This window comes from Metaclostridioides mangenotii, from assembly GCF_017873185.1.
Taxonomy (GTDB): Bacteria; Bacillota; Clostridia; order Peptostreptococcales; family Peptostreptococcaceae; genus Metaclostridioides; species Metaclostridioides mangenotii.
Genome location: NZ_JAGGJX010000002.1, coordinates 90,779 through 106,286 on the forward strand (window position 1 = coordinate 90,779; position 15,508 = coordinate 106,286).

At 31.9% G+C, this 15,508-nt stretch carries 13 protein-coding genes; 11 read left to right on the forward strand and 2 right to left on the reverse strand.

Features of this window, described 5'->3' with window-relative positions; all coding sequences use genetic code 11:
- The first annotated feature begins 101 nt into the window (after nt 1-101).
- From J2Z43_RS06555 to proC, 10 genes are all read left to right on the forward strand, one after another.
- Nucleotides 102-488 carry a type II secretion system protein gene (locus J2Z43_RS06555; protein ID WP_234926123.1) on the forward strand — a complete coding sequence of 129 codons (387 nt, stop codon included), beginning with the start codon at nt 102-104 and terminating at the stop codon, nt 486-488.
- 492 nt (nt 489-980) lie between these two features.
- Nucleotides 981-2,069, forward strand: coding sequence for an SEC-C domain-containing protein (locus tag J2Z43_RS06560; RefSeq protein WP_327786933.1), 1,089 nt, complete (start codon nt 981-983; stop codon nt 2,067-2,069).
- An 84-nt stretch (nt 2,070-2,153) separates the two neighbouring features.
- Nucleotides 2,154-2,519, forward strand: coding sequence for a hypothetical protein (locus J2Z43_RS06565; protein ID WP_209456454.1), 366 nt, complete (start codon nt 2,154-2,156; stop codon nt 2,517-2,519).
- A gap of 2 nt (nt 2,520-2,521) precedes the next feature.
- Nucleotides 2,522-2,839, forward strand: a complete 318-nt coding sequence (locus J2Z43_RS06570; protein WP_209456455.1) for a hypothetical protein — start codon at nt 2,522-2,524, stop codon at nt 2,837-2,839.
- 570 nt (nt 2,840-3,409) lie between these two features.
- Nucleotides 3,410-5,038: a Na/Pi cotransporter family protein gene (locus J2Z43_RS06575; protein ID WP_209456456.1), complete on the forward strand. Its 1,629-nt coding sequence runs from the start codon at nt 3,410-3,412 to the stop codon at nt 5,036-5,038.
- A gap of 58 nt (nt 5,039-5,096) precedes the next feature.
- Nucleotides 5,097-6,443, forward strand: a complete 1,347-nt coding sequence (locus tag J2Z43_RS06580; protein ID WP_209456457.1) for a glucose-6-phosphate isomerase — start codon at nt 5,097-5,099, stop codon at nt 6,441-6,443.
- A 160-nt stretch (nt 6,444-6,603) separates the two neighbouring features.
- On the forward strand, nt 6,604-7,683 hold the full coding sequence (gene htrA, locus J2Z43_RS06585) for a serine protease HtrA (RefSeq protein ID WP_209456776.1): 1,080 nt from the start codon (nt 6,604-6,606) through the stop codon (nt 7,681-7,683).
- A 372-nt stretch (nt 7,684-8,055) separates the two neighbouring features.
- Complete coding sequence (locus J2Z43_RS06590) at nt 8,056-8,964, forward strand: trans-4-hydroxy-L-proline dehydratase activase (RefSeq protein ID WP_209456458.1); 909 nt, start codon at nt 8,056-8,058, stop codon at nt 8,962-8,964.
- 4 nt (nt 8,965-8,968) lie between these two features.
- A complete protein-coding gene (hypD, locus tag J2Z43_RS06595) occupies nt 8,969-11,338 on the forward strand; it encodes a trans-4-hydroxy-L-proline dehydratase (protein ID WP_209456459.1) in 2,370 nt (789 codons plus the stop codon).
- 153 nt (nt 11,339-11,491) lie between these two features.
- Nucleotides 11,492-12,295 carry a pyrroline-5-carboxylate reductase gene (proC, locus tag J2Z43_RS06600; protein WP_209456460.1) on the forward strand — a complete coding sequence of 268 codons (804 nt, stop codon included), beginning with the start codon at nt 11,492-11,494 and terminating at the stop codon, nt 12,293-12,295.
- Between the two features lie 296 nt (nt 12,296-12,591).
- Here the strand turns inward: proC and feoB are convergent, their stop codons facing one another.
- Nucleotides 12,592-14,529, reverse strand: a complete 1,938-nt coding sequence (feoB, locus tag J2Z43_RS06605; protein ID WP_209456461.1) for a ferrous iron transport protein B — start codon at nt 14,527-14,529, stop codon at nt 12,592-12,594.
- Between the two features lie 12 nt (nt 14,530-14,541).
- Nucleotides 14,542-14,763 carry a FeoA family protein gene (locus J2Z43_RS06610; RefSeq protein ID WP_024622068.1) on the reverse strand — a complete coding sequence of 74 codons (222 nt, stop codon included), beginning with the start codon at nt 14,761-14,763 and terminating at the stop codon, nt 14,542-14,544.
- 487 nt (nt 14,764-15,250) lie between these two features.
- Between J2Z43_RS06610 and J2Z43_RS06615 the strand changes: the two genes are divergently transcribed.
- Complete coding sequence (locus J2Z43_RS06615) at nt 15,251-15,412, forward strand: aspartyl-phosphate phosphatase Spo0E family protein (protein ID WP_077065792.1); 162 nt, start codon at nt 15,251-15,253, stop codon at nt 15,410-15,412.
- Nucleotides 15,413-15,508: the final 96 nt, after the last annotated feature.

Here is a 15,508-nt window from a genome sequence, read left to right on the forward strand (position 1 = left end):
TTAGTGAAATAAAGTTACGCATAGAATCTATACAAAATAAAAAATTATAGTGTGATAAATACAGTAACAGTAAAAAATTATTTGAGAAAGGTTAGCGTGTATTGGGGATAAAAATAAAAAATAAGAAGTTATTTAGATTAAAAGATAGAAAGAAAAAAGGGTTTACACTTGTTGAGATGGTAATTGTTATAACTATACTAGGGATCCTTTCGAGTATCGCACTTGTGAAATACGGGAAAGTTCAGGATAACGCAAAGTTAAATGCAGACTATACAAATGCAGCTAATATTGCAACCGCAACAAGTATTGCAATAAGTGATGATAAGAGCATTGCTGAAAATATAAGCGTGGAGACTTTAAAAGAAAAAGGATATTTAAACACAGTCCCAGTTCCACAGAGCAAGGTTGGTAGTTTTACAATAAAAGTGCTCTATGGTGGAGATGATATTGCAGTATTTGTCGATACAGAACAGTTCTATCCTAAATAGAAATTTTTATGGTAAGGATAAGGATTCTAGAGTGTTTTACATGTTGAAAAAGAGAGAGTTCTAGTTTTAGTTGAAGAGTCATTTTCTATAATGCGTAAAAGGGTAGCTTAATTGCTACCCTTTTTAATTTCTTAAAAAACCAAGATAATATAATATATAAATATTACAAAATCATATATTACATTAAAAAAATTACTAGCTATAGGAGCTATACAAGAGGACAAATTAATACAAAGAAAGAAGTTAATTAGGTGCGTGAAGCTAAATTTGAGAAAAAACCTAGCAAGTTATTGGCATTTTTATTTAATAAATACAGGTTTTAAAAAATATCTAAATATGGTAAAATCGTAAGTGGTAATTGTGGATAAGTGGTGTCAAAAGACAAATAACTGACACTTTGCTAAAAAAACTTAGAAAAACGTTGAAATTTAACATATCCATGAAAATATGTGGTATAATTACGAATTGTACTTTTAATTTATTGATGGGGGAGTGAAAGTCACATTGTTGGGAAGAAATGAGCTATGTCCATGTGGCAGCGGCAAAAAATATAAAAAATGTTGTATGAATAAAGACCTAATTTCAGAGAGAGCTGCGAGAAAAGTTGGGCTTTCACAAAAAGAATATACTGATTTATATACAAGACTTTACAATTATTCAAAGCAGGATAAGTTTAAAGATGAATTAGAGAAGGCAAAAGAAGCTTTCTTTATTATGGATGATGAAGAAATTAACTCGAAATTCGAGGTATTTTTCAATACTTACTTTATTCAAGATCACATAATGGAAATGAATAATGTAAATAAAGTGATTACAGTAGATTTCTTTGAAGAAAATAAAAACACATTGACACAAGTAGATATAGACATATTAAAAAGCTTATTTGAATCGTATTTAAGCGTTTACGAGATAATGGACATGTCATCTGGAAAGGTTAAATTGAAAGATTGTTTAACAGGTGATGAAGTAACTACAGCTGATGTAAATTTATTAAAGGAATTTAAAGTAGGAAGCGCAATTATCGCTAGACCTATACATGTTGGAGATACAAGTCTACTTATAGATATAACACTTAGTATATCTGATGAAGTTAAGGATCTTATCGTTAATGATATTAACAATTTACATAATCAATATGAGAGTGTATACAAAGATAAGAAAACTTTCTTGATCTATCACACACATATACTTTACAAATACATTCAACAGTTACTTGATAAGAGAGTCGCTGATTATTTAAAAGCAGAGAGAGAGAAAGACTTAGTTGATGAAGTTGCTGTAACTAAGAATGAAGATGCTTCTGAAATAAAAGAGCCATCTCAAGCGGATTGTAAAGTTACTGATCTTATAAAACAAAATTCGGACGACGAAATTTCTGCTAAATGCGTAGATTTCTGGGCTGAATACAAAAATAATAATATGGATAAAATAAAGGGATCAGAAAACAGCTGGGCAGCAGCGGTTGAATACCACATCAAGAAAGAAAATGGTGAAACTGCGACTCAAGCTGAAGTAGCTAAAAAGTACGATACAAGTGCTAGTACATTAGGTAAGAGATACAAAGAAATTAAAAACGCATAATAAAGAAGTTTAAAAATATATAAAAATATGTAAGATATAAAACTATTTGTGATGATACAATGTTTTAGAAAGAGGTATTAAAGAATGAATCTTAGTCTAGGCAAAGAAATTACAGTGTCAACTAACTTTATAAAATCCAATCCAGCTGTACCTATCTGTGTAGGAGATGAAGTGCATGCACTTATATACCACATAGAAATAGGGTACAACAATAGTGGGCACCTAGATACAAGACAGTATATAATTGTAGATTATAAAGAGTACAATTTATCAAAAGACAAAAGAGAACAGTTAATTGAAATGGCAAAGAAATACTGTGAAGAAAAAGACATTTTAGATGATGAATCTTTAGAAATAGAGCTATTAGACAATGAAGAAGCTGAAAACTTTATCGAAAAAGTATTCAACAATATGAAGATCATAAAAGGTCTTATAACACAAGGGAGTTAGAAATGGATCTAATTGGCATAGAAAACATAACTCCATACAAAAACCAAGTAGAATTTTCTATATATAAATTTGACGACGAAATAAATATTGGAGACAAAGAAAACTTCGTGTGCGATGTTAAAGTTGTCATTATGGAAGTAGAAGACTCTTTAGTTGAGAGGCTAGGGATAACAACCCAAGCTTTAGCTATAGTAGAAAACTATGGCGAATACAATAGCCAAAATGACTTCGAAGATAAATTAAATAAATTTATAGTTGAAGAAGTTTTAATAGCGGATCTAAACAAAGAAAATATAGAATTAATTTATTCGAAAAAATAATACAATGTAATGAATAAATAAAAAGGATATCTTAAAGTGATTAGTATTCACTTAAGATATCCTTTTTAATTAATTTAGGATATAATAAAAAAATACATAATAAATCAAAATATCTAATCATAATCAAAATTACAAACTAATCATATAAAAAATCCCAAAAAACTAAATCATATAAAAACAAAATCAGAATCAGATATAAAAATAATAAAAACAAAATAAAAAACGAAATCAAAATCAGATATGAATTTAAAATAAAAAACGAGATCAGTTATATAAAACAAAACCAAATATATTATGAAAACAACTAGAAAAATAATAATATAAAAAACAATTAAATGACTTCAAGCATAAAAAATAAATTTTCAAATGAAATATTAAAATAGATATGAATCGTCATGGAGTGGGTAGGTTAGAAAAAAGGTTTGCAAGTAAAAAAAGTTTAGCCAAGATTTAACAAAAACTTAATGCAATTATAATTTTTAACATACATTTAACACTACAAAACTCGAAATTTGGTAAAATACAAGAGGTGTAAAAAGGTTCTGAAAACTCTTAAGGGGAGGAAATACATTGGAAATTACAATCAATTTGATGGGAGGATTGGGTCTATTTCTCTATGGAATGAATTTAATGGGAGATGGGCTTCAAAAATCTGCAGGGACGAAATTAAAAAAAATAATTGAATTACTTACAAGTAATCTGATTATGGGTATTTTAGTTGGTACAGGAGTTACTGCGATTATCCAAAGTTCAAGTGCTACTACTGTAATGGTTGTAGGGTTTGTTAACGCGGGAATTATGACATTAAAGCAGGCTATCGGCGTTATAATGGGTGCTAATATTGGGACAACTGTAACCGCCCAATTAGTATCTTTTAACCTAGATGGTATGGCTCCAATTGCCTTAGGAATAGGTATCATTATATATTTATTTGCTCATAGTGCAAAGGTCAAAAACCTTGCTGAGGTTTTAATCGGTTTTGGTATATTATTTACAGGTATGGAGTTTATGAAAGGTGCTGTCGAGCCTTTAAGAGATTATAAGGGATTTACGGATTTACTGGTTACTTTTGGCAATAAACCGATACTTGGTTTATTGCTTGGATTTGCGATTACCGCGATAGTACAGAGTTCAAGTGCATCAATGGGTATGTTGGTTGCACTTGCTTCAGAAGGGATTATACCGCTTGGAGCTGCATTGCCTATACTGTACGGCCAAAATATAGGTACTTGTGTAACTTCACTGCTATCGAGTATTGGTACAAATAAGAATGCAAAGCGAGCTGCAGTTATGCACTTGATTTTTAATATCCTCGGTACTGCTATATTCTTGTTGTTGCTTAACAAACCAGTTGTGGCTTTAGTTACATCTTGGGACCCAGGAAATGTGGCTAGACAAATAGCAAATACTCATACGCTGTTTAATATTTTATCTGTTATAGTGTTGATGCCATTTAATAGTCTTATAATCAAACTAGCTATGAAGTTGGTACCAGATAAAGAGGGCGATGAAGATGAGGATGAAGCTAGAATAGTTAAGTATATAGATAGTAGAATGATAGAGACTCCAACAATAGCTCTCGGAAATACAGTTAAAGAAACTGTTAGGATGAGTGAAAAAGCAAGGGAAAGTTTGAATGCGGCTATGGGAGGATTACTTGAATTATCTCAAGAGGATATAGATAGATCTTACAGGCGTGAGGGTCTTATAAATGATTTGCAAAAACAAATATTAAATTATCTACTGGATCTTTCGAAGGCGTCATTAGATGACGACGATAGAGAGACTGTAGATACTTTATTTAATACAGTTAATGATATAGAGAGAATTGGAGATCACGCTAACAATATAGCGGAACTGTCTCAAGAAGCTGTCGATTCTAAAATAGTATTCTCTGAAGAGGGAAGAAAAGAGCTAGAAGAGATGTACAGCAAAGTTATAACTGGATACAATTATGCAATTGAGTCGATAAAGAAGGACGATGTTGAGCTTGCTTATAAAGTCCTTAGAATAGAAGAACATGTCAACATGCTAGAAAAATCATGTAAGGCAAATCATATGAGAAGATTAAATGAAAATCTATGTAGTATTGAAAATGGGGTTATATACATAGATGTAGTAGGAAATTTAGAAAGAGTATCTGATCACGCTGTAAATATTGCACAACAAGTTATTGCTCAGAGAATTGGAAAGATATAGTTAATGGCTTAATCCTGTGGTATAATTTCAATAGAGTATAAATACGAAAGGTTTATTTATGAATATGATAAATTTTAATTATAAAAAAGCTATTGGATTTTTTTCACAAAATGATATAGATTCTATGCAGAAAAGTGTGGATGATGCACACTCTATGCTTCACAATAAAAACGGATTAGGAAATGAATATTTAGGATGGATGGATCTCCCTAGAGATTACGATAAGTCTGAATTTGAAAAAATAAAAAAGTGTTCTAAAAAAATACAATCAGATTCGGATGTATTATTAGTAATTGGTATAGGGGGGTCTTATTTAGGTGCCAGAGCAGCTATAAATATGTTGGGGCATACTTTTAGTAATGAGCTAGATAAAGATGTTAGAAAGTCTCCTAAAGTTTATTTTGTTGGAAATAACTTAAGTTCTACTTATATCAATGATATCTTAGATTTGATAGATCAAAAAGACATTTCAATTAACGTTATATCAAAATCAGGAACCACAACTGAACCTGCTTTGGCCTTTAGAATATTTAGAGAATATGTTGAAAATAAATACGGTAAAGAAGAAGCAAAAAATAGAATATACGTGACTACTGACAAAGAAAAAGGTGCACTTAGAAAGATGGCTGAAAATGAAGGCTACGAAACCTTTGTTATACCTGATGATGTAGGAGGACGATATTCAGTGCTGACTGCTGTAGGACTTTTACCTATTTGTGCATCTGGATTTGATATAGATAAGATCATGGAGGGAGCAAACGATGCTAGAGTTAAGTTTGAAACTCCAGATATAAAGTCGAATGATTGCTATCAATATGCAGTAGTGAGAAATATACTAAATAACAGTGGTAAAGATGTTGAGTTGCTAGTTAACTACGAGCCTCAACTTCACTATATAAGTGAATGGTGGAAGCAATTATTCGGTGAAAGTGAGGGTAAAGATCATAAAGGTCTATTCCCTGCATCTGTAAACTACTCTACGGATCTACACTCAATTGGCCAGTATATACAAGATGGTAAAAGAATAATGTTTGAAACTGTTTTAAATGTTGAAAATACAAAGCGTGAATTAAAAATACCTTATGTTGAAGAGAACCTGGACGGGCTTAATTTCTTGGCTGGAAAAAGTTTGGATTTTGTAAATTTTAAATCGTATCAAGGGACAATTCTTGCACATAATGATGGTGGCGTTCCCAATTTAATAATAAATATTCCAAATATGGACGAGTATAATTTTGGATATTTAGTGTATTTCTTTGAAAAGGCATGTGCTATAAGTGGTTATTTACTTGGAATAAATCCATTTGATCAGCCTGGAGTAGAGGAATACAAAAATAATATGTTTGCACTTTCGGGCAAACCGGGATATGAATCACACAAAATAAAATTAGAAAAGAGATTATAAGTTAAGTTTAAATTAAGATTTAAAGAATATAATGAAATCATACTAAGTGAGACATAAGTTAACACCTAGATGATTTCATTTTTTTATACATAAATTTATTAAATTTGTTATAAAATATAAGGCGAAATGGTGTAAGAATATATTATAGATTGGAGAGGATATTATGTTTCGAAACAAATTAATTAAAATAACCATTTTGGTTGCTGTCATTTGTTCTATATTAAGTTCTGCAGCAACGGTATTAGTTCTAAAGAATACTCTTTTTAGTACAGATGGCACATCAAAATCTCAAGATATTGTAGTAAATGACACTGGGAAATCGGAAAATGTATACCAAGCAGTAGCAGAAAAAGCTACTCCATCAGTAGTTGGTATCACAACAACAAGTGTAGATAGAAGCGGTGGATTTTTCCCTTCTGAAATGAAAGGAGTCGGTACAGGAATAATAGTAGACTCTAAAGGATATATCCTAACAAATTCACATGTTGTTTCAGACGGAAAAGCTACTAGTGTAAACGTATTATTTAACGATGGTTCAGATACATCGGGGAAAGTGGTTTGGTACGATTCACAATTGGATTTAGCGATTGTAAAAGTAGAGAAAAGTGGTCTTTCACCTGCTGAATTTGCAGACAGTGATAAGATTAAAGTCGGGGATATATCGATAGCAATAGGTAATCCACTTGGACTCGAATTCCAAAAAAGTGTTACTCAAGGTATAATAAGTGGACTTGATAGAAGTATAGAGACTGAGCAAGCTAAAATGACTGGGCTTCTTCAAACTGATGCAAGTATAAACTCAGGTAACAGTGGTGGTCCACTTCTTAATAGTAAAGGTCAGGTAATCGGCATAAATACTGCAAAAGCATCGCAAGGAGAAGGTATGGGATTTGCAATTCCAATAAATACAGCTAAGAGTATAGTTAAAGAGGTTATAGAAAACGGTAAGTACGAAAAAGTTACATTAGGAATAAAAGGAATGGACTTAACAAATTATGAAGAGGCTACAGGAATGGATTTAGAAGCAAAAGATGGTGTATATGTAGCTGAGGTAATAGCAGATTCAACTGCAGATAAAGCAGGAATTAAAGCAGCGGATGTAATAGTTAAGATTGGCGGCACTAAAGTAACTGGAATGAATGATTTAAACAAAACACTTTACGGATATTCAAAAGGTAAAAAAGCTGAAATAGTACTAAATAGAGGCGGAAAAGAAGTTAAGTTAAACGCACAATTCTAGACATAAAATAAAATCTAATCTCTATAATAAAATAGATTTAAGGCTATTATTAGATATAAGTATTCATATATGTGAAATTGAATATATTATATCTAACAATAGTCTTATTTTTTGCTAAATTTTTATAAAAGATTAACAGTTTTTAAAGTTTAATTAATGAATGAATTAAATATAAATATAAAAATAGGTATAAAATAGCATGAAAAATTTATGAGCATGAAAATCAAGGTTAAAAATTTAATATTACTTAAAAAAGTATAGACAAAATTATAACGAATATAGTAATATATATATAATGAAGTTTGTTAAAAAATAATTAATATAGTTATTTAATAGTGAAAGTATGTAATCAACTGTTAGGGGGTAAATTTTATGGATACATTTGTAATAAATTTACAAAAATGTAGCATACATGATGGACCTGGAATAAGAAGCACAGTATTTTTTAAGGGGTGTCCTCTTAAATGTACATGGTGTCATAATCCTGAGAGTCAGGCGTATTCAAAAGAAGTTTTGTACAATGAAGAGAAGTGCTCTAGGTGTGAAGCTTGTATAAAAATATGCCCACATGGTGCAATATACAGAGACACTGAAAAAGTATGTCTAGATTTTGAAAAATGCGAGCAGTGTGAAACTTGCCTTGACTACTGTATAAACAATGCAAGAGAAATGGTGGGTAAGCAGTATACTCCAAAAGAACTGGTCAATGAGCTGTACAAAGATAGAATGTTTTATGAAGAGTCTGGCGGTGGAGTTACTCTTTCTGGTGGAGAGGTAATGGCACAGGATATGGACTATATAAATGAGGTTGTAAAACTTTGCAGGGGCAAAGGTTTTCACATAGCTATAGATACTTGTGGTTATGCAAAGACGCAAAACTACGAGAGAATATTAGAATACACAGATTTATTTTTATACGATATTAAGTTAATAGACGATGAAAAACACATGAAATTTACAGGTAAGTCTAATGATTTAATACTTAAAAACCTGAAATTTTTAAGTGATAATAAAGCAAATATAAACATAAGAATACCTCTAATAGTAGGGGTAAATGTAGATGATGATAATCTAGAGGTTAAAAATATGATAGAGTTTTTAAAACCTCTAAATATAAAAGCAGTAAGCCTTTTACCTTATCATAATATAGGAAAGCATAAGTATGAGAAGTTATACAAAGCTTATGATGGCGATGAGTTTGAAAAGCCAAGCGACGAAAAAATGGAAGAGATAAAAGATTTGTTTGAACAAAATAATTTTAATACTAAGATTGGGGGATAAGAATATGTCTAGAGGTACATTTGAAAGAACTAAAAAATTGAGAGAGCAAAGCATCAATGCAGAGCCACATATCTCTATGGAGAGAGCAATCTTAATGACAGAAGCTTATAAGAAGTATGAAGGAAGTGTGGAAACACCAATACTGCGTGCTTTATCATTTAAACATTATATGGAAAATAGAAGTTTACCTATAAATGATGGAGAACTTATTGTTGGAGAAAAGGGTGACTCTCCAAATGGAGCCCCTACATATCCAGAACTTTGTTGTCATACACCTGAAGATTTAGATGTAATGAACAATAGAGATATTATAAGCTTTTCTGTTTCGCCAGAATCAAAAGGAATTCATGAAGAAGAAATAATACCATTCTGGAAGAAGAGACAAATAAGAGATAAGATGCTTAAATCTATGACTAGTGAGTGGCTGGATGCTTATGAAACTGGTATATTTACAGAGTTTATGGAGCAAAGAGCCCCAGGCCATACAGTATGTGGAGACACAATATACAAAAAAGGATTTTTAGATTTAAAGCAAGATGTTATAAACAGGATTGCTAGATTAGATTTCTTAAATGATCCAGAGGCATATGATAAAAAAGCAGATCTAGAAGGTATGGGAATAGCTTGTGATGCAATGATCGCTTATGGAAAAAGATATGCTGCAGAAGCAAGAAGACTAGCTGCAATTGAAACTGATGAAAATAAAAAGAAAGATCTTCTTTTAATAGCTGAGACTTGTGATGTAGTGCCTGCTCATAAACCAGAAACTTATCATCAAGCTCTACAGATGTACTGGTTTACTCATATAGGTGTAACTACTGAGCTTAATATTTGGGATGCGTTCACACCAGGTAGATTAGATCAGCACCTAAATCCTTTCTATGAAAAAGATGTAGAAGATGGAATTTTAGATAGAGACAGAGCACAAGAGTTACTTGAGTGTTTATGGATTAAATTCAACAACCAACCAGCACCTCCGAAAGTTGGTATAACGCTAAAAGAAAGTAGTACTTACACAGATTTTGCGAATATAAACACTGGTGGGGTAAATCCAGAGGGGCAAGATGGGGTAAATGAAGTAAGTTATATAATACTAGACGTAATGGATGAAATGAAGCTTATACAGCCAAGTTCGAATGTACAGATTAGTAAAAAGACTCCTCAAAAATTTTTAAAAAGAGCTTGTGAGATATCTAGAAAAGGATGGGGTCAACCTGCTTTCTACAATACTGAAGCCATAATCTCAGAGCTTATGGAAGCCGGAAAAACTATAGAAGATGCTAGACTTGGCGGGACAAGTGGTTGTGTTGAAACTGGATGCTACGGAAAAGAAGCTTACGTACTTACAGGATATTTCAATATCCCGAAAATGTTAGAGCTCGCATTAAATGATGGATACGATCCAATATCTAAGAAACAAATAGGTATAAAAACTGGAGATCCTAGAAATTTCAAAACTTATGAAGAATTGTTTGACGCATTTAAGAAGCAGATGCACTATCTAATAGATATAAAAGTTGAAGGGAATTCCGTAATAGAGAGATTGTACGGAAAACATATGCCATCTCCGTTAATGTCTACAATAGTTGATGATTGTATAGAAAAAGCTCAAGACTACCAAAGAGGTGGATCTAGATATAATACTAGATACATTCAAGGAGTTGGTATAGGGACTATAACAGACTCTTTAGTAGCTATTAAGTACAATGTATACGACAAAAAAAAGTTTGATATGGATACATTACTTAAGGCTATAGATGCAAACTTTGAAGGTTATGAAGCTATACTAAATATGGTGTTAAATAAAACTCCTAAGTATGGTAATGATGATGACTATGCAGATGAAGTAATGCAAGAAGTTTTTATGGCTTACTACAATGAAGTTACAGGAAGACCTACAGTAGCAGGAGGACAGTACAGAGTTGATATGCTTCCAACAACTTGTCATATATACTTTGGTGAAGTTATGGGTGCTAGTCCAAATGGAAGGCTTTCTGCAAAACCACTATCAGAAGGTATATCGCCAGAAAAAGGCGCTGACACTAATGGGCCTACAGCAGTAATTAAATCATGTGCTAAGATGGACCATTTAAAAACTGGTGGAACATTGCTTAACCAAAGATTTGCACCATCTGTAGTTGTAGGGGATGGAGGTCTAGACAATATGGCTAACTTAGTTAGATCGTATTTCAGTATGGATGGACATCATATCCAGTTCAACGTATTTGACAAAAATGTACTTCTAGAAGCTCAAAAGAACCCTCAAGATTACAAAGATCTTATAGTTAGAGTTGCAGGGTATAGTGATCACTTTAACAACTTAAGTAGAACATTGCAAGATGAGATAATAGGAAGAACTGAGCAATCTTTCTAGAGGTAATTTAGTATAAATTATATATTGATTTAATTTGTAGAAAATTTGAAATTTATATATAATATAAGCATGGCTTATCACAATAAGCTAACTCTAAAATTAGAGTTAGCTTATTGAATTGTTACAATAATTATTTAAAAGGAGAAATTTAATATGAAAACTCTAGGAATAATAGGTTCAGGAAATATGGCAACTGCAATATTAGGTGGGGTACTTAATGCAGGATTAGTAAAACCAAATGATGTAACTATATCAGACTTAAATCAGGCAGCTCTTGATAGAGTAAAAGCTGATTACGGTGTGAATACTACAAAAGAATCAGCAGAAGTTGTTAAGAATTCTGATGTAATAATAATTGCGCTTAAGCCTAATGTAGTTGAATTAGTTTTAGGACAAGTGAAAGACTACATAGATACAAATAAAATAATTGTTTCAATAGCAGCAGGTAAAACTATTGCATCTTTAGAGGGAGCAGTAGGATCAGATAAAAAAGTTATCAGAACAATGCCAAATACTCCAGCACTAGTTGGTGAAGGAATGGCTGGATTATGTAAAAATAAAAATGTAACAGATGAAGAGCTTGTAGAGATAAAAGCGCTATTCGAGGCTTTTGGACAAGCAGAAATAATACCAGAGTCTCTAATGGATGCAGTTATCGGAGTAGGTGGATCAGCGCCAGCACAAGTATTTATGTTTATAGAAGCAATGGCAGATGGTGGTGTAATGGCAGGTATGCCAAGAGCTCAAGCTTACAAATTTGCAGCACAATCAGTATTAGGATCAGCTAAGATGGTACTTGAAACTGGAAGACACCCAGGCGATTTAAAAGATATGGTTTGCTCTCCAGCGGGAACTTCAATTGAAGCCGTTAAAGTTCTTGAAGAAGAAGGGCTTAGATCAGCCGTTATAAAAGCTACAGTAGCAAGTGTAGATAAATCTATCGAAATGAGTAAGTAGGTAGTTACCGCTGAAATTGCCTTTTCGGGAGTAGCCCTGTGTTCGCTTCAAGGTAAAACTATTGGTATGGTATTGACTGCCATCTACGCCCGGAATGGCGATTTCAGCAGGGCAGATCAGGGTAGAAAAAGCAAAAATAAAAAGCTAAAAAACAAGAACATAGAAAAGTATCTTTCTGGTAAAGCTCTGATGTAAAAATTAAAGACTACAAATAAAAAACATAAAAATAAAAAAGAGTAACTCGAAGCGGTGGTCCTACTTTGAGATACTCTTTTTATTTAATGTATTTAATATAATTAGTCTTGGTCTTTAGCCTTTGCTTTTTCGCTTGGGCACCCTTGTGAAGCTGATGGACAGCCTGAGCATCCGCTACATCCGCCTTTTCCTGATTTAGTAGATTTTAAATTTCTATATAGTATAAATAGTGCTGCTGCTACTATAACACCAGCGACAAGTAATTCGACAATTGAACCATTCATAAATACTACACCTCCAATGATATTAACCATGAAAGCAACTACCCATGCAAGTATAAATTGGTATGCAAATGATATGAACATCATTTTGTTGCCGTATTCTTTTTTCATAGTTGCAAGTGCAGCGATACATGGAGTATATAAAGCTGTAAATACAAGGAATGTGTACGCAGTAACACCAGTAAATACGGCTGGTAATGTAGTGTAAATATTACTGTATAGTATATTTAAGGTATTTACAACAATTTCTTTTGCACTGAGTCCTGTTAGTAAAGCTACTGAAATCTTCCAGTCTTTAAATCCTAATGGCTTAAATAAAGGAGATATCACTTTCCCTATTGATGCGAGGAAGCTGTTGTTTATTTCTTCCGTAAAACCGCTGAAATTAAAAGAAGATAGTGCCCAAATAACAACGGACATTGCAAACATTATTGTAACAACTTTTATTAAGAAGCCTTTAGATTTGTTCCATGCGCTTTTAAATAGTGCTTTTAATTTAGGAACTTTATATTCTGGAAGCTCTAATATAAAAGGCTCTACCTCCGCTTGATATACGGTATTGTTTAAGAAAAGTGCAACTAGTATTGCTACAACTATTCCAAGCAAGTATAAAGATGTTGTTACTAGTGCTGCATTTTCTTTAAAAAATATTGTTACAAATAGTGCATATATTGGAAGCTTAGCACCGCATGTCATTAGTGGTGCTATAAGAGCTGTTACTTTCCTATCTTTTTCACTTTCTAGTGTTCTTGTAGCCATTATAGCTGGTGATGAACAACCCATTCCCATTACCATTGGTATAAATGCTTTACCAGAAAGCCCTACCTTTTTCATTATGTTGTCCATTAAAAAAGCAGTTCTTGACATATAGCCACTGTCTTCAAATAATGAAATACCTAAGAATAAAGTAAATATAAGTGGGAAGAAAGGCAGTGTACCTCCAAGACCTCCTATGATACCGTCTACGATAAGTGATTTAAACCATGGACTTGAAGACACTAATAAACTAGTTACCGGAGCTTCAATAAACTGCCCAATAAGTGATTCTGATAGCTCTTGTAGGGGTCCACCTACCCAGTCAAATGTAAATTTAAATAGTAGATATAAAATACCGATAAATATTGGGTAAGCTAGTATTGGATTTAATACTATGTTATCAATTCTCTCACTTATAGATATTTTCTTGTTATCCTCTTTGACAACACATGAAGATAAAATATCTTCGATCTCTTTATATGTCTGAGTCTCATCTCCAAAGCTTGTTTTGTATTTAAATGTCTCGCCTGAGATAGATTTTATCTTAGCAGATATTTTATCAACCTCTGCCTTGTCTTTGTCAATCAGTGGGAAAACTTCGACGCCTAGCTCTTGGCTAAGTTTTTTTACATCTATTGTTATTCCTTTAGACTTAGCGATATCTAACATGTTTAAAAATATAACAATAGGTTTGTCGTACTTCATAAGTTGCGTTGTCAAATATAAATTTCTCGATAAATTTGTTGAGTCGACGACGTTTACTATAACATCTACATCGCCTTCTTCTAAATATTCTTTAGATACCTTTTCTTCATTTGAAAATGTATCCATTGCATAGATTCCAGGTAAATCAGTAACCTTGATGTCATCTCCAATAAAACCTTCTTTTCTTTCAATTGTTACACCAGGCCAGTTTCCCACATACTGGTTAGATCCGGTTAACAAATTAAAAACTGTAGTTTTACCAACGTTTGGATTACCTAATAATGCCACATTAATCAATTTAAAGCCCCCTTATTGTTGTAAGGAAATATTTTTAGCATCTGCCTTTCTTATTGCTAGATCAAATCCTCTAAATCTAATTACTATTGGATCTCCTAATGGAGCAATTTTTCTAACTTCAACTTCAGTATTGTTTATGCACCCTAATGCAAGAAGCCTTTTAGCCAATTTTTCGTTTCCATATATATTATTGATAGTGCCTTTTTGTCCAACTTTTAAGTCTTTAACTGTCATAAACGACACCTCCTTTAATGTTTTATCAATCACTTATTTAATAATAGGTGATTTGAGAGACTTTTTAAAATCAGAACAGTCCTCATTAGTACCACCTAATGACTTTCATTTTCATTTAATATATTATAGCAAGTAAATGCAAAAAAGTCAAGACAAACCCAGCAATTAAGCGAGGTTGAAATTATTTTTTAAAACGAATTTTATAATGAAAATAGGGTAATTTATTATTGTTTTTATGAAGAATCTTCTGAAAATATTAAGGGTAAAATAGAGAAATCTCTTAATAAAATATATGTTTAAATTTAAACTGTACACTAATATAAAATTGTATTTGTTAAAGTACACGTATAATAGAATAAAACATAAAAGTAATCCTTAAATTTAGCCTATTATACCCAAGTTTTATTGATAGAATATTGACAAAATATGATGTTCTTTGATAAGATATACATATAAAAATACAAAAATTGTAATACTGGAGATCATTATGGAAAATAATAAATTAGAGGAATTAAGATCTGAGATTGAATCAGTTAGAGATGAAATAAATACATATATTGAATATCCAGAGATATTTAGTGAAGAATTAGTAGCGTCAAGCAAAAAAATCGACACACTTATAAATAAATACATGAGCTTGAACAAATAACCCACACATGTGGGTTTTTTTTATACCCAAATCACAATAAGCTATTAATTTAATATAATATTAATAATTTTAGATCTTTTAGACTATATTTATATA